The organism is Longispora sp. NPDC051575 (assembly GCF_040681875.1).
Classification (GTDB): domain Bacteria; phylum Actinomycetota; class Actinomycetes; order Mycobacteriales; family Micromonosporaceae; genus Longispora.
Genome location: NZ_JBFAZP010000013.1, coordinates 24,584 through 48,522, shown reverse-complemented (window position 1 = coordinate 48,522; position 23,939 = coordinate 24,584). Strand labels below are relative to the sequence as shown.

Here is a 23,939-nt window from a genome sequence, read left to right as displayed (position 1 = left end):
TCGTACCCGGGTGCGGGCCGCCCCTGCCGGTGCCTGTGCGTTTATCGACCAGTTCGGCGCAGGGGCTGTCGGCGGGAAGTACCGGCCTACCCAACCGGAAGGGGCGGCCCGCACAGGAAACGATAGAGAAGAACCAGAATCAAACGCTATAGGTGTGTACCGAGTCCGTCGGGCGCATTTTCGCGTTCCGGCCGCCTCGGGCGCGACCGGCGTCGGGGCCCGAGGATGATGGTCCGCATGCTGATCGGTGCGATGCGGTGTCCCGTGTGCGGGGAAGAGTTCGTCCGGCAGGCCCGGGCCGCGGAGCGGGCCGGGGGGTTGACCTGCGAGAACGGGCACGCCTTCGACCGGGCCCGGCAGGGTTACGTGAACCTGCTGGCCGGGAAGGACCCCGGGACCGGGGACACCGCCGAGATGATCGCGCACCGGGCCGCCTTCCTCGGCGCCGGCTACTACGAGCCGGTCGCCGACCTGTTGCCGGCGGCCCCGGGCGGCGTGGTCGTGGAGGTCGGCGCGGGCACCGGGTACTACCTGTCCCGCGTCCTCGACCGCTCACCCCGGGCGGAGGGCCTGGCCCTGGACCTGTCGGTGTACGCGGCCCGCAGGGCCGCCCGGGTGCACGAGCACGCCATGGCGGCGGTGGCCGACTGCTGGGGGAAGCTCCCGCTGGCCGACGGCAGCGTCGACCTGGTGCTGGACGTGTTCGCGCCCCGGAACGTGCCCGAGTTCCGCCGGGTGCTGCGCCCGGGTGGCCGGCTGGCCGTGGTGACCCCGCTGCCGGAGCACCTGGCGGAGATCCGGGAGCCGTTGGGCATGTTGGCCGTGGATCCTACGAAGGCCGAGCGCATGGCATCCGTAACCGACAAGGATTTCGAGGTTGTCGGTTCTGAGGATCTGGTTCTGTCCCTGGATCTGGACCACGCGGCCGTCGCGGATCTGGTCGGGATGGGGCCGAGCGCGTACCACACCGAGGCGGTCGGGCTGGCGGAGCTGCCGGAGCGGGTCAGTGTGACGCTGGCTGTGCGGTGCGCCCTCTACGCGCCACTTCCTCGGTGACGAACACGGCCACGAACACCACGATCAGGGCCAGGAGCTGGGCCAGCGGGTTGAGCGCCGTGCCGATCGGGACGGTGGCCATCGCCGCCGCCGCGCCGACCAGCCGCCAGACGGGCAGCCCGATCCGCAGCACGCCGCGGAACAGCGCCTCGCCGACCAGGAACAGCGCGACCCCGCCGGCCAGCACGAGCGCGGCGTCGAGGTGCGCGTGGTCGGTCGGGTGCGCCAGGGCCTTCTTCACCCCGGCGGACATGGCGACGATCCCGAGCAGCATCGGCAGGTACGCGTAGCCGAAGGCGTTCAGGGCCAGCCGGGACCGCCGCGCCGGGTCCGCGATGGCCTCCAGGGCGTGCTCGGCCCGGTTCTCGTCGCCCGCGAAGTAGGCCCACCACAGGTGGTAGGCCAGGGTCAGGGCCAGGGCCGCGGCCCCCACCGTCGCCCAGGTCAGGTGCTCGTTGCTCGCGGCGCCGACGCCGATCGCGACGACGGACTCGCCGAGCGCGATGATCAGGACCAGGCTGTGCCGTTCGGCGAAGTGGCCGGCCCGCACGTCGAAACCGCTGACCGGGTGCAGGTACGGGGTGCAGAACTGGAGGGCCGCCGCCGCGACCCACAGCCATGGCAGGTGCAGCCAGCCGCCGACGAGCACCAGGGTGGCCGAGGCCAGGTTCAGCGGGCCGATCCAGGCCATGGTGCGGGCCACGTTCCGGCCGCCGCCGAGGAACAACAGTCCGGAGTGGACGGCGTTGATGACGAAGTACGCGAGGCCGAAGTACAGGCCGGTGTCGGCGTAGGACCCGGGCAGCGCGAGCGCCAGCACCAGGAACGCGGTCATGGCCGTCATCAGCAGCACCCGGCGGGGCATCGAGTGCACCCGGACCGAGTTGGTGACCCAGGCGTAGCCGCTGTACATCCACCAGATCATGAACAGCAGCAGCGTCACCCGGCCGAAGCCGAGCCAGGTCAGGTCGGCGGCGAGTTTCGTGGTGAGCTGCGTGATCGTGAAGACGAACACCAGGTCGAAGAACAGCTCCAGGTTGGAGACCCGGTCGGCCGGCGGTTCGAGGTGGTAGGGCGAGGTCACGTGCTCATTATGGGGCCCGATCGACCCCGTCCGACGGGTACTGGTCGAACGTGACCGCCCATTCCAGCGCCCCCAACCGCCGCGCCACCAGCACCGGGTCCAGCCCCGGGGTCCGCGCCTCGTGGCAGGACCAGTCCAGGCACGAGTAGAGGTCCAGCAGCGCCGCCGCCTCCGCCGGTTCCCGCACGGCCGTCAGGGTCCGCGACCGCCAGTCGGCGTAGCGTTCCCCGCCGCGCAGGTCCGGCAGGCCCCGGCCGTCCGCGCGGGCCAACGGGTCGAGGTCGTCGCGCAGGCCGAGCACCCAGCACAGGGCGGCGGCGGCCTCGATCCCGGCCGCGTGCTCCCGGCTGTCCCCGTCGCCGTGCACGATGAACCGCCACTCGCCCTGCTCGACGAACCGCAGGATGTGCGCGTCGAGCAGCCAGTCCATCGCGCGTTCGGTGGGCATGCCCAGCGTGCGGGCGTAGGCGATGTGCAGGACGGCCACCCGGGCCTCCAGCTCGGCCACGGGGCGCACGCCGATCGACGCGCCGGGCCGGTAGGTCAGCGGGTACCGGCGGCCGGGGGCGGGTGCCCCGAGCCGGCGGAGTTCGAGCACGGATTCGGACCGGAGGGCGGCTGGGTCCACGGGTGCTACTCGTCCCGGTGTGCCGCGTCCGGGCTGAACGCCGGCAGGCAGATCGCCAGGTACTCGGCCCCCTCGGGCGCCGTGTACCGCACCTTCTCGCCGCCCTTCGTGACCACCGCCTGACCGGCCGCCACGTCGAGCACCCCGCCGTCGTGCTCCACGCGCACGGTGCCCTTCAGGACGACCGTGATCTCGTCGAACTCGGGCGTCTGCGCGGGCTCGTCCCAGCCGGCCGGGGCGATCATGTGCGCGACGGACACGGCCTCGTGACCGGTGTTGACGCGTCCGACGTACTCGTCGATGACCTTGCCGCCCGGTACCGGGATGCGGGTCGGGCTCTTGATCAGCTCAGGCATGAATCTTCTCCAGGATCAGGGAAGGGGACTGTCCGGTGGCGCCGATGGTCCAGGCACCCTCGAGCGCCTCGTGCGCCCCGGCGAGCCGGCTCTCGTCGTCGGCGCGCAGTTCGAGCAGCACGTCGCCGGCCTCGACCCGGTCGCCGGGCTTGCGGTGGATGACGATGCCCGCGCCCGCCGACACCGGGTCCTCCTTGCGCGCCCGGCCCGCGCCGAGCCGCCACGCTGCGACCCCGACCTGGTACGCGTCGAGGCCGGCCAGCACGCCGGACTCCGTCGCCCTCACGGTCTCGGTGACCGGGGCCTGGGCCAGCGGCGCGTCCGGGTCGCCGCCCTGCGCGGCGATCATCGCGCGCCAGGCGTCCATGGCCCGGCCGTCCTTCAGCGCCTTCTCCGGGTCGGCGTCGATCCCGGCCAGGGCGAGCATCTCGCGCGCGAGGGCGAGGGTCAGCTCGACGACGTCCGCCGGGCCGCCGCCCTGGAGGACCTCCAGGGACTCCTCGACCTCCAGCGCGTTGCCGATCTTGAGGCCGAGCGGGACGGACATGTCGGTGAGCAGCGCGACCGTATCGACGCCGTGCGCGGTGCCGAGCTCCACCATCGTCCGGGCGAGCTCGCGGGCGGTGCCCAGGTCCTTCATGAACGCGCCCGAGCCGACCTTCACGTCCAGGACCAGGCCCGACGTACCCTCCGCGATCTTCTTGCTCATGATCGAGGAGGCGATCAGCGGGATGGCCTCGACGGTGCCGGTGACATCGCGGAGCGCGTAGAGCTTGCGGTCGGCGGGGGCCAACTCGTCGCCGGCCGCGCAGATCACCGCGCCGGACTCGCCGAGCTGGCGGAGGAACTCGGCGTTGGAGATCTTCGCCCGCCAGCCGGGGATGGTCTCCAGCTTGTCCAGGGTGCCGCCGGTGTGCCCGAGCCCCCGGCCGGACAGCTGCGGCACGGCCGCGCCGCACGCGGCGACCAGCGGGGTCAGCGGCAGCGTGATCTTGTCGCCGACGCCGCCCGTGGAGTGCTTGTCCACGGTCGGGCGGGAAACGCTCGACAGGTCCAGCCGCTCGCCCGAGGCGATCATCGCGGCCGTCCACCGGGCGATCTCGCGGGGCGTCATGCCGTTGAGCAGGATCGCCATCGCCAGGGCCGACATCTGCTCGTCGGCCACGACGCCCGAGGTGTAGGCGTCGATCACCCAGTCGATCTGCTCGTCGGTCAGGGCCTGCCGGTCCCGCTTGGTCCGGATCACGTCCACAGCGTTCATCACGGTGAGTAGCCTATCCACGCGTGGGGGCGGCCCTGTGGGGATCACGGGGTTATCGGCACCCGCTTACCTATGCATTACGGACAAAATTCGCGCGCCTTCGTCCCAGATGGGCGGAAAATCACAAGGTGAACGCGTGCGGCAGCAGGTCCCGGATCGGGATCGGGCCGTCCCGGTGGTCGATCAGGCAGTCCGGGCCGCCGTGCTCGAACAGCAGCTGCCGGCACCGGCCGCACGGCATCAGCGCCTCCCCCGCGCCGTCCACGCACGACATCGCCACCAGCCGGCCGCCGCCCGTCGCGTGCAGCGCGCCCACCAGGCCGCACTCCGCGCACAGCGTGAGGCCGTAGGACGCGTTCTCCACGTTGCAGCCGGCCACGATCCGGCCGTCGTCGACCAGCGCGGCGGCCCCCACCGGGAACTTCGAGTACGGCGCGTACGCCCTGGTCATCACGTCCCGGGCCGCCGTCCGCAGCGCGTCCCAGTCGATCTCAGCCCTTGACATACGGCTTCCCGTCCGCCGCCGGGGCGCGCACCTTGCCGACCAGGCCGGCCACGGCGAACAACGTCGCGATGTACGGAGCCATCCGGAGGAAGTCCGACGGGATCGGACTCTGCGTCGAACTGAGCACCGTCTGGAGCTTGTCGGCGAACCCGAACAGCAGCGCCGCGCCCAGCGCGCCCGTCGGGCTCCACCGGCCGAAGATGACGGCCGCCAGGGCGATGAAGCCCTTGCCGGCGGTCATGTTCTTGTTGAACGCCAGACCGGAGCCCAGGGTCAGCGCCGCGCCGCCGAGTCCGGCGACGAGACCACCGAGGATCACGTTGCGGTACCGCACGGCGCGCACCTTGATCCCCACCGTGTCCGCCGCCGTCGGGTGCTCGCCGACCGCCCGGGTCCGCAGCCCCCACCGGGTGCGGAACAGGGCGAAGGTGACCACGCCGACGAGGATCAGCGCCAGGTACACGAAGACGTTGTTCCGGAACAGCGCCGGGCCGAGGAACGGGATGTCCGACAGCAGCGGGATGTTCCAGTTGTCCAGCTTGGGCGGCTGGTTGTACGTGGTCGCCTCGGGCTGCATCAGGCGCTCGTAGATCACGCCGGTGATGCCGATCGCGAGCACGTTCAGGATGACGCCCAGCACGACCTGGTCCACCAGGTACTTGATCGCGAACACCGCGAGCAGCGCCGCCATCAGCGCGCCGAACACGGCCCCCGCGACGATCCCGGCCCACACGTTCTGGGTCAGCGTCCCGACCAGCGCCCCGCCGAACGCCCCGATCAGCAGCTGGCCCTCGATGTTGATGTTCACGACGCCGGACCGCTCGCACAGCACCCCGCCGAGCGAACCGAAGATCAGCGGCAGCGCGGCGATCAGGGTGCCGTTGACCAGGTCCACGGCGTAGATCGTGTGCCCGACCTTGGCCAGCGACACCGCCCACAGCATGAACGCGCCCACGAAGCCGAGCAGCGCGACCGCCGTGGCCGTCGGGAACCAGTCGCGGCCGGCCAGCAGCGCCCCGCCCGCCGCGACGGTGAGCAGGCCCAGGACCAGGATCACGGCCCGGGGACCGAACGTCAGCGACGTGTCGTCGGTGAACTTGAGCACCACCTGCTCGGTCGCCGGCTTGATCAGCCCGAAGAACGCGAACGCGAACAGTCCGAGTACAACGTAGACGGCCCCGGCCTTCCGGGAGCGGTTCCAGAAGCCCATGGTCACCACCCCTTCGCCAGGGTCGTCGTGGTCCCGCTCGTGGTGACCGCGCGGAGTCGGAAGATGGCCTTGATCAGGGCCGGCGCGGCGATGAACACCACGATCAGGGCCTGGAGCACGTTGACCATGTCGATCGGGATGTTGGCCGCCGCCTGCATCTTCACGGCCCCGGCCTGCAACCCGCCGATCAGGAGCGCCGCGCCGACGACGCCCCACGGTTTCGCCCGGCCCAGCAGGGCCACGGTGATGCCGTCGATGCCGATCCCGGCGCTCACCGACGGGGTGAGCGCGTGCGCGGTCCCGAGCAGGACGCTGCCGCCGCCCAGGCCCGCGAGCGCACCCGCGACGACCATCACCAGGATGTACGCCTTGGAGATGCTCATGCCCGCCGTCCGCGCCGCGTCCGGGTTCGCGCCCACCGCGCGGAACTCGAAGCCCAGCGTCGACCGGTTCAGCAGCCAGGACACCCCGAACGCCGCAGCGATGGCCAGGATGATGGCCAGGTTGAGCCGGTAGGCGTCCCCGAAGATGTGCGGCAGCTTGGCGGTCTCGTCGACCTTCTTGCTGATCGCGTCCGTCCGCGACGGGTCCTGGACGCCCTTCTGGGTGACCAGCCAGACCAGGAAGATCGCGGCCACGTTGTTGAGCATGATGGTCGTGATGACCTCGTGCGCGCCGGTCTTGGCCTTCAGGAAGCCGGGGATCAGGCCCCAGAGCGCGCCGAACACGGCCGCCGCGAGCAGCGCGAAGACCAGGTGCAGTCCGTACGGCAGCGGCACCGCGAAGCCGGCGACCGCCCCGCCGATGCAGCCGAAGATCACCTGGCCCTCGGCGCCGATGTTGAACAGGCCGGCCCGGAACGCCAGCGCCACGGCCAGACCGGTGAAGATCAGCGGCGCGGCGTACGTGAGCGTCTCGGTGATCGGGTAGAAGATCTGCGACGCGCTGCCGCCCGACAGGGTCGACGGGTCGAACACCGCGCCCTGGAAGAGGGCCACGTACGCGTCGCGGACCGCGTACCAGCTGAAACTGATCGCGTCGCCCGGGGCGGAGAAGAAGTAGCCCCAGGCCTCACGCGCGTCGGCGTCCACGATGATGATCAGCAGTCCGCCGACGACCATGGCGAGCACGATGGCCAGGAACGTGACCATGAACGAGTTCGCGGTGGTCAGCTCCTCGACGAACAGCCGGCCGAGGGAGCGCTTCGCGGGCGGCTCGTCCTTCTTCGCGGCGGCGGCCGGGACAGCGCCCGCCGCCGGGTCGTCAGCCTTCGCCGCCGAGCTGTCAGCCTTCGCCGAATCCGGGCCGGCCTTGGGGGCCGCGTCCGACCCCGCGCCGTCCGCCGCCGGGCGCTCGGCCCGCGCCCCGGCCGGCGTCGCCTCCCCCTCGCGGGGCGGCTGCGGCTCGTCCTTGGTCGGGTCAGTCACCAGTCACTCCAGCCATGAGCAGTCCCAGCTTCTCCGCCGTCGCCTCGGCGGCCGGCAGGGTCGCGATGACCTTGCCCCGGTACATCACGGAGATCCGGTCGGCGAGGGCCAGGATCTCGTCCAGTTCGGTGGACACGAGCAGGACGGCACCGCCCTGGTCGCGCTCGCGGACGATCCGGTTGTGGATGAACTCGATCGAGCCGACGTCCACGCCCCGGGCGGGCTGCGAGGCGACCAGCAGCTTCAGCGGCCGGGACATCTCCCGGGCCACGATGACCTTCTGCTGGTTGCCGCCGGACAGCGAGCCGACCGCCTCGTCCGGCGACTGGGTCCGGATGTCGAACTCGGCGATCCGCTCGGCCGCGTTGCGCTGCACCTCGGCCGGCCGGAACACCAGCCCCTTGGCGAACGGCTCGCGGTCGTACAGGTCGAGCACGAGGTTCTCGGCGACCGAGAAGTCCTTGACGATCCCGTCGGTGCTGCGGTCCTCGGGGACGTAGCCGACCCCGGCCTCCAACACCTCTTTCGGGGTACGACCGTGCAGGTCCCGGTCCTGGAGCGTGATCGTGCCCTCCAGTACCGCGCGCAGGCCCATCACGGCCTCGACCAGCTCGGTCTGCCCGTTGCCCTGCACCCCGGCGATGCCGAGCACCTCGCCGGCCCGCACGGTCAGGTCCACGCCGTCCACGGCCCGGTGGCCGCGCTCGTCCACGACGGTCAGGTTCGCGATCTCCAGGACCGGCTCGCCCGGCTGTGCGGGGGCCTTGTCCACGGTGAGCTTCACGTGCCGGCCGACCATCATCGCGGCGAGTTCGTCCTGGCTGGCGCCGGGGTCGGCGGTGCCGACGACCTTGCCCCGCCGGATCACCGTGATCTTGTCCGCGATGGCTTTGACCTCGCGCAGCTTGTGGGTGATCAGGACGATCGACTTGCCGGCGGCCTTGAGCCCGCGCATGACCTCGAGCAGCTCGTCGGTCTCCTGCGGGGTGAGCACGGCGGTCGGCTCGTCGAGGATCAGCAGGTCCACGTCGCGGGTGAGCGCCTTGACGATCTCGACCCGCTGCTGGATGCCGACCGGCAGCTCCTCGACGATCGCGTCGGGGTCGACCGGCAGGCCGTAGCGCTTGGACACCTCGACGACGTGCCTACTGGCCTTGGCGCGGTCGAGCATGCCGAGCCGGGTGTCCTCGGCGCCGAGCATGATGTTCTCGGCGACCGTGAAGACGGGGATGAGCATGAAGTGCTGGTGCACCATGCCGATGCCGGCCGCGATGGCGTCGCCGGGCGACTTCAGGGTGAGGGGCTTGTCGTCCACGAGGATCTCGCCCGAGTCGGGCTTGAGCAGTCCGTAGAGGACGTTCATGAGGGTGGACTTGCCGGCGCCGTTCTCTCCGAGCAGCGCGTGTATCTCGCCGGGCTCGACGGTGAGGTCGATGTGATCGTTGGCGACCAGCTCACCGAACGTCTTGGTGATGCCGCGCAGTTCGAGTTTCATCGTCCTCCTCACCGGATACAGGGGGTGCCGGGTTGTCCCGGCACCCCCTGCTCACATTCTGGTACTACTTCGGCTGTGCCGGGGACTCAATCTTGATCTTGCCCGAGCCGATGTCCGTCTTCAGCTGGTCCAGCTCCTTCTTCAGCTCGGCCGAGACCTTGCTGTCGAACTCGTGGAACGGGGCCAGCGAGACGCCGTTGTTGGACAGCGTGCCGGCGAAGCCGCCGGTCAGGCCCTCGCCCTTGGCGCCCTTGAGCGCGGCGTCCTTGACGGCGTCGGAGATGTTCTTCACGACGGTCGACAGGAACACCGAACAGTACTGCTTGACCGACTCGCAGCCGTCCTGGTCCACCCAGATGACGCTGACCTTGCCGCCGGAGGCCTGCGCGGCCGCGGCGGTGCCCAGCCCGGCGCCACCGGCGACCGGCATCACGACGTCGGCGCCCTGGGCGACGAAACCGTCCGTGATCTGCTTGCCCTTGTTCTGGTCGGTGAAGCTGCCCGCGAAGGTGCCTTCCTGGGTCTTGTTGTTCCACCCCAGGACGGTGACCGTCTTGCCCTTGACCTTGTTGTACTCGGCGACACCCTCGGCGAAGCCGTCCATGAAGATGGTCACCGGCGGGATCTTCAGACCGCCCCAGGTGGCGACCTTGCCCGAAGTGCTGGTGCCCGCGGCGAGGTAACCGGCGAGGAAGCCGGCCTGCGCGGTGTTGAACTGCATCGAGTAGACGTTCGGCAGATCGATCTTCGAGTCGATGATCGCGAACTTCTGGTTCGGGTTCTTCCCCGCCGCGGCCTTGGTCGCGTCGCCCATCAGACCGCCGACGGCGACCACGAGGTCACACTTCTCGGCGACCAGAGCGTTCAGGTTCGGCTCGTAGTTGGTCTCGGCGGCCGAGGTCACGTACTTGGTCTCGATCGCCGAGTTGTCCTTCTCGGCGGCCTTGAGACCGGCCCACGCGGAGGTGTTGAACGACTTGTCGTCGATGCCCCCGGTGTCGGTGACCATGCAGGCCTTGTACTTCTTGCCGCTCGACGAGCCGTTGTTGCTCTCCGGCTTGCTGCCGCAGGCAGCAGCGGACAGAGCGAGGCCACCGATCGCCAGTACGGCGACGACCCTCATCCCACGCACTCGGCGCAAGGCGGTCTCCTTCCACACAGGTTCCACCGCAGGAATCCGCGGTGATCTCAACGGACGGAGACTAGCGGGTTCTACCGCCCAGTAGCGCACGCACGCGGCCGTACGACGTTCCCGCTGTTATCGATCCGTTATTTGACTGTGACTTTACTGTGCGATCATGACGGGTTTAGGCGATTTGGACGCATTGCGCTGTGAGAAAACCCGCGCCCGACAGGATCTAGTGCCAGAACGTCGCGACGCCGGCATTAATCAAGGTCATACCGCCGATGGCGAGAAAATGGCCGGTCGCGACCGACTCCTTCTTCCGGACCACCCACACCATGATGAAGATCAGCAGGGCGAGTACGCCCTTGACGGCCAGTTTGGCCGGGTCCAGGTCCACCTCGCGCTTGAACGGAGCGGCCAGCGCGACCCCGGTCAGCAGCTGCACCGCCGAGCCGGCGAGCATCGCCGTGTTGATCCGGATCCTCCCCGACAGGTACTGCACCACGACGCCGCCGAACAGCAGCGCGAAGCCGATCAGGTGGACAAACAGCAGAATTCGCCGCAGGGCTTCCACAGGCTCAAACCTTTCTGGTCCGGCTGGCCGCGCGCCAGCCCCGGATGCCGAGTACACCGACCGTCGTCCCGATGGCCAGCGACGCCGCGATCAGCAGCGCGTGCACCCAGAGGAACGACGTGGGCGTGTCACCTGTCCAGGCACGCGGGTCCCGCCAGATCGCCACCGCGAACCGCGGCCAGATGATCCAGCTCCACACACCGACGCCGACGAGAAAGGCCGACCAGGCCCGGGACAACACCACGGGCGAGATTCTACGCACGGTCGAAGATGGGTTCCCGACGCCCTGTCGGTTCATGTTCGGCGGGGCACACCGCCGCAGGCAGAGCGCCCGCCCGCGCGGCCGGCACGGCTCGATGAGTGGCCGCCCCGCCAAGCGGGCGCGGGCCGCCGAGGCTCTCGCAGGCGGGTCCCGGACACGGAGATGCCCGCGCCCCGACAGGGCGCGGGCATCGGAGGACTAGGCGGACAGGCGGGCGGCGATCGCGGTGAAGCCGGCCTTCAGCTCGGCGGCCGTCGGCAGCGCCGAGGGCTCCGGCAGCGCGAGGTGGTCGTCGTCGTGGTCGTGGTCGTGACCGTCGGGGCCGTGGTCGTGGCCCTCGTGGTCGTCCTCGGCGAAGTCCTCGTCGTCGTAGGACGCGGCGAGCTCCTTCGCCTTGGCGATCTCGGCCTTGATCGCGTCGATCTCGGTGTGCGGCTGCAGCGGCTCCACGACCGCCAGCAGCTCCTCGTCGGTCACCACGGCGTTGGCGACGGCGAGGGCGTGCTCGCGGGAGTACGGCCCGCAGACGACCGGCTCCCACACCTCGTCCTCGTCGTCCGACGCCGGGCCGAAGGTGATGATCCAGGGCAGGTCATATGCCGGCGAGTCGTCCGGCAGGTCAAGCGTCACGATGGCTCCCATACCGGCCATCATCCCTCCTCCTCGGCGAGCGCCTGCTCGGGCCCCGCCGCGAGGTCGCGGACCGCACCGCGGTCCGAGGTCGCCGCCAGGGCGGAGCCCCACAGCAGCAGCTGGCTGAAGAAGTTCAGGAAGACGAGCAGACCCACGGCGCCGGCCACGACGGTGTACGCCGGGTTCTGGTTCACCCTCATGATGTAGAACTGCGCGACCGTCTTGAGCAGCTCCAACCCGACCGCGACGAGCAGCCCCGCCGGGAGCCAGCGGCCGAGCGGCATCTTCAGGCGGGGCAGGCCGGTGAGCATGGCCGCCGCGAGTACCCAGTTGATGAAGACCGCGACCCCGACCCCCAGCACGCCGAGCAGGTCGTCGAACGCCGGACCGATGTCGATATGGCCCTTGAGCCAGCCGATCCCGGCCTGCGCGCCGACCGAGAACCCGATCGACAGCGCCAGCAGCAGGCCCAGGCCGATCAGGACGAGGATGTCCACGCCGCGACGGATGAAGTAGTTGCCCGGTTCCTGGTCCAGTAGCCAGACGGCCCGGATCGAGGCCCGCATCGCCTCCACCCAGCCGATGCCGGTGAGCAGGAAGCCGGCCAGCGCGAAGGTACCCACCGCGCCCTTCGCGTCCGTGATCCTGGCGACCTCCAGGAACGGCAGGTTGGCGCGCAGCCAGTTCTCCACGGCCGTGACGACGTCCTTGTTGTTGTCCAGGATGAAGCCGAGCACGGAGAACGCCAGCAGGGCGAGCGCGAAACAGGCGAAGAAGCCGTAGTAGGAGATCGCGGCGGCCATCCGGCCGGCGTGCACGTCGGCGTACCGCTCCTTGGTCCGCCAGAAGTGGTCGAACTTCGGGGACCAGCGGCGCAGGGCCGCGATCGAGCGGTCCCACCACCCCATGACGACGGTGATCGGATTCACGGGCCGACCAGCGGGAAGTCCCGCTGTGGCCGCCACATCCCGTCGTCGCCGTGCTCGTAGAGCGTGAACGCGGCCGCCTCGAAGGCCGCGTCGAAACCCGCCAGGTCGTCGAAGGCGCGGTCGAGGGCCGGCGCCGACACGTCGTGGGCGACGGTCACATGCGGGTGGTACGGAAACCGCAGCTCCCGGGCCAGCGGGCCGCTGCGCAGCGCCTCCTCCAGCCGCTCGCACTCGCTGATCCCCTGGGCGACCATCACGAACACCACGTCGGTCAGCGGCCGGAACGTGCCCGTGCCGCGCAGGTGCAGCGTGAACGGCGTGCCGGTGGCCGCGACCCGGCGCAGGTGGTCCTCGACGCCCGACCGCTCCCCTGCGGGGACCTCGGTCGGGCCGATCAGGGTTAGGTGCGGCGGGACGAACCGGGCCAGCGGGTCACCCGCCGCCTCCCGGGCCCGGGCCAGCTCGGCGGCCCAGGGTTCCGGAATCGGGAAGGCGACCCCGATGGTCTGACTCACCGCGCCTCCCGTCGACGTCCCTACCGTGCCGTCCTAGCTGGCGGTGGACGCCAGGAAACCGATCCGGTCGTAGACCGTCCGGAGGGTCTCCGACGCGACGGCCCGGGCCTTGCGGGCCCCGACTGCCAGGATCTCATCGAGCTCGCCTGGATTGTCCAGGTATTTCTTGGTCTGTTCCTGGATCGGCCGGGCGAACTCCGCCACCACCTCACCGAGTTCCTTCTTCAGGTCACCGTACCCGCGGCCGGCGTAACGCGTCTCGAGTGCCGCAATCGTCTCACCCGTGAGCGCCGAATAGATCGTCAGCAGGTTGGAGACCCCGGGCTTGTTCTCCGCGTCGAACACGACCTCGCGGCCCGTGTCCGTGACCGCGCTGCGGATCTTCTTGGCCGACCTGTTCGGCTCGTCCAGCAGCTCGATGATGCCGTTCGGGCTCGACGCGGACTTGCTCATCTTCGCCGTCGGGTCCTGCAGGTCCGTGATCTTCGCCGTCTCCTTGAGGATGTGCGGCTTGGGCACGGTGAACGTCTGGCCGAACGTCGTGTTGAACCGGTGCGCGAGGTCGCGGGTCAGCTCGATGTGCTGGCGCTGGTCCTCGCCGACCGGCACCTCGTCGGCCTGGTAGAGCAGGATGTCGGCGACCTGGAGGATCGGGTACGTGAACAGGCCGACGCTCGCCCGGTCGGTACCCTGCTTGGCCGACTTGTCCTTGAACTGGGTCATCCGCGACGCCTCGCCGAACCCGGTGATGCAGCCCATCACCCAGCCGAGCTGGGCGTGCTCCGGCACGTGCGACTGCACGAACAGGGTCGAGCGCTCCGGGTCGATCCCGATCGCGAGCAGCTGGGCCGCCGACACCCGGGTGCGCTGCCGGAGCAGGGCCGGGTCGTGGCCGCTGGTGATCGCGTGCAGGTCCACGACGCAGTAGAAGGCGTCATGCGTCTCCTGGAGGGCCACCCAGTTACGCACGGCACCCAGGTAGTTACCCAGGTGGAAGGAGTCTGCGGTCGGCTGGATTCCGGACAGGACACGAGGCATGCCGTCGATTCTGTCAGCTCCGATCCGGAACCCGCCGACCCGGTGGCGACTCTGTACTCTCGAGTCACCGCGCAGGGGTCCTGACCGCCCCGGGCTCGGTGAACAGTCGGCATGGAGGTGTCCTGGTGGGCAGCAACAACGGCGAAGTGGCGATCGCGAACCTGTACGACGACTGCTACCGGCGGCTCGTGACGCAGCTCTACGCGTTCACGGGTGACCTGGCCGAGGCGCAGGACGCCGTCCAGGAGGCGTTCGCCCGCGCGCTGGCCCGCCCGAAGCACATCTCCGACATCGAGAACCCGGAAGCCTGGCTGCGCACCGTCGCCGTCAACCTGGTCCGCCGCCGCTGGCGCCGCCGCCGCCTGTTCGACACGATCATGATGCGGACCCGCCCGGTCACCAGCACCGTCGAGCCCGGCCCCGAGCCCGACCGGACCGACCTGCTCGCGGCGCTCGCCCAGCTCCCCCAGGCGTACCGGGAGGTGATCGTCCTGCACCACCTGGCCGACCTCCCCGTCGACGAGGTCGCCACGACCCTCGACCTCCCCGTCGGCACCGTGAAGTCCCGGCTGTCGCGCGGGCGCACCGCACTGGCCACCAGACTCCGGCCGGCCGAGGCGGAGACGTCCCGCCATGCCTGAGTTACTCGACCCGTTTGAGCCCGATGACCGGATCGAACGGGCCCTCGCAGAATCGCGCTCCCACCTGCTGGGCAACATCCCCCAGCCGGGTCTCGGCTTCGTGTCCGCGCGCGCCGACGCCGTCCGTCGCCGTCGCCGCCTGTTCGCCGCCGCCGGGGGCACGGCACTCGCGGTCCTGACCATCACGGGGGTGCGGCTGGCGTCCACCCCCGGCGAGCCGACGCCCGGCCCGGCCGCGCCGAACCAGTACGCGATCAACACCTCCGTCACCAGCCACACCTCCACCTGGTCCGGCGAGGGCATCGAGGTGCTCGCCCCCGACCGGCCGACCCTCAACGTGCCCGGCCTGCTCTACGACGTGGAGTTCGCCGACGACCGCCACGGGTACGCGCTGGCGGCCGACTGCCACGCCCTGCCCACCTGCACGCTGACCCTCGCGCGCAGCGACGACGGCGGCGACGAGTGGCAGACCCTCCAGACCCCGGTCCCGTCCGCCACCCCCGAGACCCTGCCCGACCTGATGGTCCTCAACGGCACCGAGCTCGTGCTCGGCGGCGCGTGGCACAGCCCCGACAGCGGCCGGACCTGGGCGGCCACCCCGGTCGACGACGCGCCCCTGACCGCGATCCCCGCCAACAGCCGGCTGTTCCTGGCCCCCGACGGCCTCCGGGTCCGGCAGGCCGCCGCCGGTGGCCGGGCCGCCAAGCTCGGCACCCTGCCGTCCGGGTTCGCCGTCAACTGGGCCGCGCCCGGCCCCTCCCGGGACGGCGCCTGGTGGGTCACCGGCTTCAGCGGCGGCAAGCCCCAGATCGCGGTCAGCCGGGACGCGGGCCGGTCCTGGCAGCTCACGCCCGTGTCCGTGCTGAGCGGCGTGGTCGGCGGCATCCGGGTCGCCGTCGGCAAGGACCAGATCTACGCGGTCGTCACCGGCCGGACCACGGCCGACGGCACCCGGCAGGCCGCCAGCCCCATCCTCGGGCTGTTCCGGTCCACCGACAACGGCCAGACCTTCTCCCTGTTCGAGGGCTTCCCGCCCGCCGCCGCCGGGGACCTGGTGCCCCTGCCCGACGGCCGGGTGCTCACCGCCGTGGACACCGACCCGGGCACGTGGTGGGTTGCCGCCTCCGGGCAGCAGGGCGGCACGAAGGTGACCGCGTTGCCGCAGGTCAGTAGGGTGCACCGGACGGGCGCGGGGTATGTGGCGTTCGGGGTGTGGGGGATGGACTGGACGGCGTTCAGCCCGGACGGGATGTCCTGGCGCCGCCTCGGCGTCCACTGACCCTGGCACCTGCGCGCCGAGCGCTGCGGTCGCCGGGGCCCGAGCTGCGGTCGCCGGGCCGGAAGTCCGCGCGTGCCGGGTGCGTTGTCGGCCACGATTCCGGCCGCGCGATGGTCGGAGTGTCAGTCCTCGGCGGTCGCCGTCGCGTCCTTCGCGCGGACCGCCCGCCCCGGCCGCCAGCCCCGGCGCGCGCCCCGGGGGAACGCGAACGCCAGCACCGCCAGTAGCGCCGTCGCCCCGAGGCACCCGCCCGCGAGCGCCGGCCCGTACGTCTTGGCCGCGTGCAGGGGATCCTCCCGGGCGGCGGGCCGGGCGATGCCCCCCTCGACGGGTCTGGCCTGCTCGGCGGTCGGGTCGAGGATCGCGGTCATCGCCCGGTACGGGTTGACGACGCCGTAGCCGACCAGGTTGTCCTTGCCGAGCGCCGGGCGGTCCGCCGTCTTGACCAGCCGGTTGACGATCTCGGTGGCGGGCATGTCCTTGTAGTAGCCCCGGAGCAGGGCGGCGACGCCGGACACGTACGCGGCGGCGTAGCTGGTGCCCTTGCTCTCGGTGACGTAGCCGCCGCCGTGCAGGGTGGGGCCGTCCACGTTGACGCCGGGCGCGGCGATGTCCACGTACTTGCCCGGGGTGGAGGACGGCGCGTGCTGGTCGGCCTCGTCCACGCCGCCGACGGCGAGCACCCCGTCGTACGCCGCCGGGAACAGGTCCTTGCCGGCCGCCTCGGGCGAGTCCCCCGTGTTGCCGGCCGCCGCGACGACCACGATGTTCGCCTTCAGCGCCCGGTCGATGGCGGCGGCGAGCGCCGGGGTGTTGTCCAGGACCAGGGACATGTTGATGACCTGGACCTTCTTCTGCACGGCGAAGTCCACGGCACCGGCGACCAGGTCGGCGCGCCTGCGGCCCTCCTCGACGCTGAGGTGCTCCTCGCCCTTCATGACCTTGATCGGCAGGATCCGCGCGTCGGGGGCGATCCCGGTGTACGGGCTGTCGCTGTCGTTCCGGCTCTCCCAGCCCGCGATGATGCCCGCGACGAACGTGCCGTGCCCGTGGTCGTCGCAGTCCCCGCCGGGGCCGGGCTCGATGAAGTCCTGGCCCTGCAGCACCTTGCCGTTGTTCAGCTTCGGGTGGTCCGGGGACACGCCCGAGTCGATCACGGCGACCGTGACGCCCTGGCCCCGGCTGAAACCCCACACGTTGGCGGGCGCGAGCCGGCGCAGCGGCCACGGCTTCTGGGTCAGCGGGTGGGCGTTCGGGTTGGCCACGCCGCAGTCCTTGTTGGGCCGGGGCGCGGCCTGGGCCGGGGCGGGCACCGCGAGGAGGGCGGCGAGCGCACCCGCCGCGAGACAGAACGCGAGCCGGCGCATGTCAGGTCTTCTTCGGGGTCGGCGTGGGGCTGCGGGTCGCCGTCGCCGAGGGCTTGGCGCTCGGGGTGGGGGTCGGCGTGGGGGTCGGTTCGGGGACCGGGACCGGGGCGGGGGCGGCCGGGGCGGAGGCGCCCGGGGCCGGGGTCGCGCCCCCGACGGCGGTCTGCGCGACGGTCGGGTCGAGGCCGGGGCCGGTGGGCACCAGGGCCAGCAGGGCGGCGGGGACGCCGATCACCTTGACGCCGCCGTACCCGAGGGCCTCCTGGGCGTTGCCCGCCAGGCCGTACTTGATGCCCTGGTCGGTCACGAGGAACACCGTGCCGGACGCGGGCACCCCGGGCGCGGGCTGCACCTGGACGAGCGCGCCGCGACCGCCGGGCATGACGACCCGGTCGGCGGTGCGCACGGAGTCGCGGCCCGTGCTGACGGCCGGCTCCTGGGGCTTGGCGAACTGCTCGGGGGCTTTCGCGTACACCTCGATGGTGACGGGTTTGTCGGTTTCGCCTCGGTAACCGGCGCACACGGCCGGCTGGGTGCCGCCGTCCATCGCGCGGAGCTTGGGCGCGGTGTGCGGCAGCCCGTCGGGCTCGATCTTCGTGGCGGAGCTCGCGGAGGCGGCCTCGGCGGGCGAGATCTGGATGAACGTGCGCGCCTCGGAGTTGAGCAGGTTGGCGGTCACCTCGTGCACGGGGGCCAGGCCGTCGGCGAGCATCACGTAGTACTGGCTGCCGCTCTGGTACACCGCGCCGATCTTCGAGGTCTGGGTGCCGAGCTTGCGGCCCTCGCCGCCGACGCCGGGGATGCCGGGCGCGGCGAGGTCGGGGCCAGCGGTGATGCCGTCGACGAGGGCCTGGCCGACCGGCATCGGGGTCATGGTCATGCCGAGCGCGGCGAGGGCCGTCCGGTCCGGCACCTTCAGCCGGCGGTCGCCCCACAGCAGGTAGGTCGCGGAGCCGCTGGACACCAGCAGGCCCTCCGTGCCGAGCGGGGAGCCGCCGGTCAGGGACGAGCCGATCACCAGGTGGGTGGCCAGGTCGGCGGTGTCGGCGACCTTCGGGGCGCTGCACACCGACCAGGGCAGGCCGAGCAGGGCCTTCGGGTCGGGCAGCGCGTCGGGCGCGCCCTCGATCCCGACCGGCCGGCCGCGCGGGGTGTCGGCGAGGGAGTTGCGCGACGCCAGCTCCTGGACGGGCTTGGCGGAGCCGATGATCAGGCGGGCCGAGGCGTAGTTGAGGACCGGGAACAGCTTGCCCTGGAGGTAGACGAACCGGGCGCCGCTCTCCCGCTCGATGACGAGCGTCATGTCCTTCTTCCAGGACTCCTTGCCGCCCGGGTTGAACAGCCCGTAGGCCCCGACCCCGGCGAACACGACGACCGCGACCATGACGCTGCCGATCGCGGCCAGCAGGAGCCTGCGGAGGGGGAGGTTGGTCGTCTCCGGTTCGCCCGACAGCATGGCCGAGACGAGCCGGCGGGTCACGAACCGGTACGCCTGCACCTGGTCGCGTCGGGTCCGCATCGGCAACTCTCTTCAGGGGTGATCGATTCCGGACCCACCTTACGTGAGCGGGGCAAGCTGCACTCTGGGGCAACCGTCGGCGCCCGAACGGCTGCCCAGCACGATCCTGACCTGCCGGGGAGTTCGGGAGACCGTGGGGGAACCTACGGGCGGGGAGAACATTCGTGCGCGCAACCAGGCTGACCGTCGTCGTACTGGCACTGGGGCTCCTCACCGTGGTCCCCGGCCCGGATCCCTCCGTGTCGGCGGCCGACCCGGCCCCGCCGAGCGGCTCCCGGATCGGGTACACCGGCACGGAGGAGTCGGCGATCGTGTCGTCGGTACCCGGCGAGCCCTATGTCGACGACGTGGTCGAGCCCGCCAACGACTACGACGCGGCCTGGAACGACCCGACCGGCACCCTGACCTGGATCAGCACCCGTGGTGACGCCAGGGAGACGGATGGTGAGATCTGGTACCGGGGCTCGGACTCCGCCCCCCGCCGGGTCACCGACGACGACGCCGTCCAGCGCCACCCGACCCTGTCCCCCGACGGCCGCTGGATCGCCTACGAGCAGGACGGCGAGATCCGGCTGATCCGGCCCAACGGCACGGACGGCCAGACCGTCACCCGGGGCAACGACCCGTCCTGGTCCCCGGACGGCACCCGGCTGCTGTTCGGCCTCGACGGCGCGGTGCACTCGGCGAAGCGGGACGGCACCGACGACCGCCGGCTCGGCGCGGGCGGCCAGCCGGCCCAGTCGCCGGACGGTACCCGGATCGCGTTCGTGAACGGTCCCGACGTGTTCGTGATGCCGGCGGCCGGCGGCACGGCCACCCGGTTGCTGCCGGCCGGCTGGGGCGACTCGGCCGACCCCGCCTGGTCCCCCAACGGCGCCCGGATCGCGTTCGTGACCCGCAAGGACGACAACCCGAAGGACATCGCGAAAGGCCAGGCGGGCGACGTGTACGCGGCCCCCGTCGCGGGCGGCGCCCCCCAGAAGGTCGGCACCCTGCGCGGGTTCGCCGAGACCCGGCCGAGCTGGTACAGCTACGAGTGGGACGGCGAGACCGAGACCACGGTCGTCTACAGTCGACGGTCCTGGGGCCCGGGCACCGACGTGTGGAGCGCCGACCAGCGCGGCGAGCACCCGGTCGACCTGACGGCGCGCCAGAACGGCCGCGAACAGGACCCGGCGTACTCCCCCGACGGCGCCCGGCTGGCCTACACCGAGTGGCGCACCGCCCCCGACGGCTCCCCGCAGAGCCGGATCCTGGTGGCAGACGCGTCCGGCGCGAACGCCCGCGAACTCACCGCGTACCGCGCCGGGGTCACCGCCACCGAGCCCGCCTGGTCCCCGGACGGCACGATGATCGCCTATGTGGAGTCCCGGGTGCCCGACACGGTCCCCGGTCCGCAGAACGTCTCGGACAGCGGCGCGGTCTACGGGTTCAGCAACATCGCCCGGGGCGGAAGCCTGTCCATCTCCGGCGACGAGAACAGCGTGTTCAGCCTCCCGTCCGAGCACGGCACGACCAGCGTGAACGGCAGCAACAACGTGGTCGCGGGCGGCTCGAACACGATCTACGGCGGCCAGAACGCCATCACCGGCGAGGACAACCGGATCGGCAGCTACTACGACTACTTCCACGCCAACCAGATCACCGGCTCCCACAACTACGTCTCCGGCAACGCGAACACGGCCACGGGTGACGGCAACACCGTGACCGGCGCGAACAACATCGTGGTCGGCAACAACAACCGGGTCTCCGGCAACGGCAACCGGGTGGTGGGCGACAACCTCGTCGTCAGCGGCGACGGGGAACTCGACCCCGCCGGCCAGGTCCGGATCGCCCGGGTGGCCGACCGCGCGGTCGTGGGCGCCATCCCCATGCCCCGGCACTCCGTCGGCTCGGACCGTTCGCCCGCGTGGTCGCCGGACGGTACCCGGATCGCCTTCGCCCGGACCGTGGTGCCCTACGACGTGAGCCCCCCGCCGCCGCCCCCGGTCATCGTCAACGTGGCCCCGGACGACGGCGGCCCGTTCATCCCGCTCCCCGCCGACCCGGTCTACCCGGCGGGGGTCTTCCCGAACCGGGTCGACCGGCAGGTCAGGTCGGGGGTCACGATCGGCTTCCGGACGGGCGTGCGGGGCCTGCCCTCGTCCGCGGGCAGGCTCACCGCGAGCGTGGCGCGCTGCGACCCGGGGATCACCGTGACCCCGCCCCCGGGCGGCGGCATCATCCCGTCCGCGTACCACGCCAACGTGGAGCCGAAGGTGGCGGCGACCGCGTCCGGCACCTGCGTCCTCGACTACGCGTTGACGCCCGAGCCGGCGAACGGGGCGACCGCGAGCCACTACCTCCAGGTGATCCGGGTGGCCGTGGTCGACGCGGCCCCGATCGTGGTCGTGGACGACCAGCTCGCCCAGGGCACCAAGGCCGGCGCGGCGGTGCAGTACCCCGCCACGGCCACCGACTCCGCCGGGCGCACGTTGCCGGTGACCTGCGACCACGCCTCCGGGGCGACCTTCCCGGTCGGGGTGACCCCGCTCCGGTGCTCCGCGACGGACGCGGCCGGGCTGACCGGAACCGACACCGCCGAGGTCACCGTGTACGACCCCACCCGGACCGGCTACACCCGGATCTGGGTGGCCAGCCTCGACGTGACCGGCGGCCGGGTCGGCGTCACGGACCAGATCGACCTGATCACCAGGATCGCGAGCGGGGACTGCGAGGAGTACGGGAACCACCAGCACCCCGCGTGGTCCCCCGACGGCCTGTCGCTGGCGTTCGACACCGAGGGCGAGGGCTGGGGGATCTGTGTGCTGCCCGTGGCGGGCGGCCGGTCCCGGGAGGTGGTCACGGACAACCACCCCGACCGGGTGCACGACCCGGCCTGGTCCCCCGACGGCGGCACGATCGCGTTCACGAGCGTGGAGGAGTACTCCTGCGAGTGCCTGGCCACCGAGACGTACCCGTCGGTGATCCAGACCGTCCCCGCCGGTGGCGGCGCGCCCACCGACCTCGTCACGTCACCCGGCGACGTGGCCCAACCCGTCTACCAGCGGGTACCGGACCTGCGCGTCACCCTCGCCGCCGCACCGCCCACGATCCCGTTCCTGGGCGCCACCACCCTGGAGTTCACGGTCACCAACCTGGGCCCGGTCCCCGCGCCCGGCACCGGGGCGGTGTTCACCCTGCCCGGCCTGAAGGCGACGGCGCTCCAACCGGCCCGGGGCACCTGCGACGTCCCGACCGCCCGCTGCGACCTGGGCGCCCTCGCCCCCGGCGAGACCGTCGCCGTGGCCGTGACCGCGCAGGGCACCGCCCAGGGCCCGCACGACGCCGTGGGCACCGCCACCAGCTCCATCCCCGACGGCCAGCCCGACGACGACTCCGCCACCGCGCGGGTGACCGTCGGCGAACCCTTCAAGGACCTGGCCGTCGTGGCGTCGGCGACCCCCACTCCCGGGTACGTCGGCGGCGACCCCCTCGTGGTCGAGTTCACCGTGGTCAACGGTTCGCAGATCCCGCTCGCGGACGTCCGCCTGACCATCACGCTGCCGGCCGCCCTGCTGCCGGCCACCGCCGTCACCCCGGCCACCTGCCAGCCGACCGGGTGCGCGCTCGGCGACCTGCCCGCGGGCGGGACGGCGACGGTGCGGGTGACCGTACCCCCCAAAATCGCTCTGACCAGCACCGGAACCGGCACGGTGACCAGCGCGACCACCGACCCGAACCCGGCCAACAACGTGGCCACCACCCCGATCGTCGTGAAACAGCCGGTACTCGTCGTCAACCTCGGCGACCGCCCCGGCCGGGTCGCGTACGCCCGGGGCACCGACTTCCCGCCCGGCGCGCAGGTCCGGCTGCCGTGGACAAACGGAATCAACCGCACGCCGGGTACCGCGACCGTGGACGCCAACGGCACCTTCACCGCCCAGGTACTCGTCTTCGACCACGACCCGCTCGGGGTACGGAGCCTACGGGCCGAGTCCGTGGCCGGGGCGCGGTTCGGGCCGGTGACGGCACCGTTCCTGGTGCAACCGCGCGCGGAGCAGCCACCGTTGCGCTAGAAGTGGCTGGCCGGGGCCCGGTCAGCCGGCCGGCTGGTGGGGCCACGAGTTGGGCAGGCAGCCCTGGAGCCCGAGGGTCTGCTGCTGCATGACCGGCGCCAGCTTGCCCGCCCCCGGGCACAGCTCGTGGTCGAAGCCCAGCCGGTGCCCGACCTCATGATTGACCATGTACTCCCGGTACTGCCCGACCGGCGCCCCGTACCCCGGCACGCCCTCCACCCAGCGGGCCACGTTGAGCACGACGCGGTCCCCGTTCCGGCAGGAGGTGTAGCCGTCCGGCCCCATCCCGCAGAGGTCGTCGCGGGTCTCGGGCGTGGCCACGTACACGATGAAGTCCGGGGTCTGGTTCGGCCCGACCCGCTGGAAGGTCCACCTGCCGTCGGCGGTCCAACCCCGGCGGTCACCGAGGGTCGCCTCCACCGTGACGGCGGCGGTCGCCGGGTCCAGGTTGCCGATGCCGTTCTCCACGACCACCTGGAAACGGAGCAGGGGGCCCGCGTGGCCGAGCGGGGGGCCGTCACCCTGGGCGACGGCGAAGGTGCCCGCGCCCCGGGGTGGGTAGGTGACGGGTGCGGAGTCGGGTCCGCTCCTGGCCCCGGTTTCGGTTCCGTCTCCGTCCCGGGCTCCGGTTCCGGCGCCGTCCCGGGCACCGTCCCTGGCTCCGTCCCTGGCTCCGGTTTGCGTTCCGGGCGGCCCGGTCTCGGCCCCTGGGCGTGCGAGGGTGGTCGGCTGGTGGGGCGCGGTCTGCGGCAGCGCCTGGCTGGCGGCGGCCAGGCCCATGACGGCGAGGACGACCGCGAGGGCGATGAGACGCGCCCTGCGGGGGCTCCTGCGGTACGACGGGGCCTTCACGGACCCAAGGCTGCCAGGTCGAGTCGGGTTCACCCAACGTCGGTACCCCGACGCGCCGAGGTTTAAGGCCTGGAAGCGCACCTTTACGAAAATTGTCCCCAAAATCTGACAGCTTCCTCCGACC

General features: G+C 71.7%; 21 protein-coding genes and 1 pseudogene. 4 read left to right on the top strand and 18 right to left on the bottom strand.

Features of this window, described 5'->3' with window-relative positions:
• Positions 1-228: 228 nt before the first annotated feature.
• The gene (locus AB0M43_RS34340) at positions 229-1,056 is read left to right on the top strand and encodes a putative RNA methyltransferase (RefSeq protein WP_363731150.1); all 828 of its coding nucleotides are present in this window, start codon (positions 229-231) and stop codon (positions 1,054-1,056) included.
• Here the strand turns inward: AB0M43_RS34340 and AB0M43_RS34335 are convergent.
• The 15 genes and pseudogenes from AB0M43_RS34335 to trpS all read right to left on the bottom strand — a co-directional run bounded on the left by AB0M43_RS34335 (position 1,004) and on the right by trpS (position 14,099).
• A complete protein-coding gene (locus tag AB0M43_RS34335; RefSeq protein ID WP_363730731.1) occupies positions 1,004-2,140 on the bottom strand; it encodes a low temperature requirement protein A in 1,137 nt (378 codons plus the stop codon). The two genes, AB0M43_RS34340 and AB0M43_RS34335, sit on opposite strands and share 53 nt — an antisense overlap.
• A 7-nt stretch (positions 2,141-2,147) precedes the next feature.
• Positions 2,148-2,768: a DUF4272 domain-containing protein gene (locus AB0M43_RS34330; protein WP_363730728.1), complete on the bottom strand. Its 621-nt coding sequence runs from the start codon at positions 2,766-2,768 to the stop codon at positions 2,148-2,150.
• A 5-nt stretch (positions 2,769-2,773) separates the two neighbouring features.
• A complete protein-coding gene (locus AB0M43_RS34325; RefSeq protein WP_363730726.1) occupies positions 2,774-3,124 on the bottom strand; it encodes a cupin in 351 nt (116 codons plus the stop codon).
• Positions 3,117-4,385, bottom strand: coding sequence for a thymidine phosphorylase (locus AB0M43_RS34320; protein ID WP_363731147.1), 1,269 nt, complete (start codon positions 4,383-4,385; stop codon positions 3,117-3,119). The genes AB0M43_RS34325 and AB0M43_RS34320 overlap by 8 nt, the downstream gene beginning before the upstream one ends.
• Positions 4,386-4,509: 124 nt before the next feature.
• Positions 4,510-4,890: pseudogene (locus AB0M43_RS34315) on the bottom strand (cytidine deaminase); the annotation flags it as partial.
• Positions 4,877-6,100 (bottom strand): ABC transporter permease, encoded by a 1,224-nt coding sequence (locus tag AB0M43_RS34310; RefSeq protein ID WP_363730723.1) that lies wholly within the window; start codon positions 6,098-6,100, stop codon positions 4,877-4,879. The pseudogene AB0M43_RS34315 and the gene AB0M43_RS34310, both read right to left, overlap by 14 nt.
• 2 nt (positions 6,101-6,102) lie before the next feature.
• Positions 6,103-7,287, bottom strand: coding sequence for an ABC transporter permease (locus tag AB0M43_RS34305; protein ID WP_363731145.1), 1,185 nt, complete (start codon positions 7,285-7,287; stop codon positions 6,103-6,105).
• A gap of 232 nt (positions 7,288-7,519) precedes the next feature.
• On the bottom strand, positions 7,520-9,022 hold the full coding sequence (locus AB0M43_RS34300; RefSeq protein WP_363730720.1) for an ABC transporter ATP-binding protein: 1,503 nt from the start codon (positions 9,020-9,022) through the stop codon (positions 7,520-7,522).
• Between the two features lie 64 nt (positions 9,023-9,086).
• A complete protein-coding gene (locus AB0M43_RS34295) occupies positions 9,087-10,145 on the bottom strand; it encodes a BMP family ABC transporter substrate-binding protein (RefSeq protein ID WP_363731142.1) in 1,059 nt (352 codons plus the stop codon).
• 235 nt (positions 10,146-10,380) lie between these two features.
• Positions 10,381-10,722, bottom strand: coding sequence for a hypothetical protein (locus AB0M43_RS34290; protein ID WP_363730718.1), 342 nt, complete (start codon positions 10,720-10,722; stop codon positions 10,381-10,383).
• A gap of 4 nt (positions 10,723-10,726) precedes the next feature.
• Positions 10,727-10,966 carry a hypothetical protein gene (locus AB0M43_RS34285; RefSeq protein ID WP_363730716.1) on the bottom strand — a complete coding sequence of 80 codons (240 nt, stop codon included), beginning with the start codon at positions 10,964-10,966 and terminating at the stop codon, positions 10,727-10,729.
• Positions 10,967-11,182: 216 nt separating this feature from the next.
• A complete protein-coding gene (locus AB0M43_RS34280; RefSeq protein WP_363730714.1) occupies positions 11,183-11,626 on the bottom strand; it encodes a hypothetical protein in 444 nt (147 codons plus the stop codon).
• Between the two features lie 8 nt (positions 11,627-11,634).
• Positions 11,635-12,546 (bottom strand): YihY/virulence factor BrkB family protein, encoded by a 912-nt coding sequence (locus AB0M43_RS34275; RefSeq protein WP_363730712.1) that lies wholly within the window; start codon positions 12,544-12,546, stop codon positions 11,635-11,637.
• On the bottom strand, positions 12,543-13,061 hold the full coding sequence (locus tag AB0M43_RS34270) for a 2'-5' RNA ligase family protein (protein WP_363730709.1): 519 nt from the start codon (positions 13,059-13,061) through the stop codon (positions 12,543-12,545). Before AB0M43_RS34270 ends, AB0M43_RS34275 begins: the two co-directional genes overlap by 4 nt.
• Before the next feature lie 33 nt (positions 13,062-13,094).
• A complete protein-coding gene (gene trpS, locus AB0M43_RS34265) occupies positions 13,095-14,099 on the bottom strand; it encodes a tryptophan--tRNA ligase (protein ID WP_363730706.1) in 1,005 nt (334 codons plus the stop codon).
• A 125-nt stretch (positions 14,100-14,224) separates the two neighbouring features.
• Here trpS and AB0M43_RS34260 point away from each other — a divergent pair, with 125 nt between their 5' ends.
• Entirely contained in the window at positions 14,225-14,740 is a 516-nt protein-coding gene (locus tag AB0M43_RS34260) for a sigma-70 family RNA polymerase sigma factor (protein WP_363730703.1), read from the top strand.
• Positions 14,733-16,019, top strand: a complete 1,287-nt coding sequence (locus AB0M43_RS34255) for a sialidase family protein (protein ID WP_363730700.1) — start codon at positions 14,733-14,735, stop codon at positions 16,017-16,019. The genes AB0M43_RS34260 and AB0M43_RS34255 overlap by 8 nt, the downstream gene beginning before the upstream one ends.
• Positions 16,020-16,141: 122 nt before the next feature.
• Here AB0M43_RS34255 and mycP read toward each other — a convergent pair whose 3' ends face one another.
• The gene (mycP, locus tag AB0M43_RS34250) at positions 16,142-17,386 is read right to left on the bottom strand and encodes a type VII secretion-associated serine protease mycosin (protein ID WP_363730697.1); all 1,245 of its coding nucleotides are present in this window, start codon (positions 17,384-17,386) and stop codon (positions 16,142-16,144) included.
• Position 17,387: 1 nt separating this feature from the next.
• Positions 17,388-18,905 (bottom strand): type VII secretion protein EccB, encoded by a 1,518-nt coding sequence (gene eccB / locus AB0M43_RS34245; RefSeq protein ID WP_363730694.1) that lies wholly within the window; start codon positions 18,903-18,905, stop codon positions 17,388-17,390.
• 164 nt (positions 18,906-19,069) lie between these two features.
• On the opposite strand from eccB, the gene AB0M43_RS34240 reads away from it, so the two are divergent.
• On the top strand, positions 19,070-22,963 hold the full coding sequence (locus tag AB0M43_RS34240) for a hypothetical protein (RefSeq protein ID WP_363730690.1): 3,894 nt from the start codon (positions 19,070-19,072) through the stop codon (positions 22,961-22,963).
• Positions 22,964-22,984: 21 nt separating this feature from the next.
• Here AB0M43_RS34240 and AB0M43_RS34235 read toward each other — a convergent pair whose 3' ends face one another.
• Complete coding sequence (locus AB0M43_RS34235; RefSeq protein ID WP_363730687.1) at positions 22,985-23,815, bottom strand: DUF3152 domain-containing protein; 831 nt, start codon at positions 23,813-23,815, stop codon at positions 22,985-22,987.
• Between the last annotated feature and the right edge of the window lie 124 nt (positions 23,816-23,939).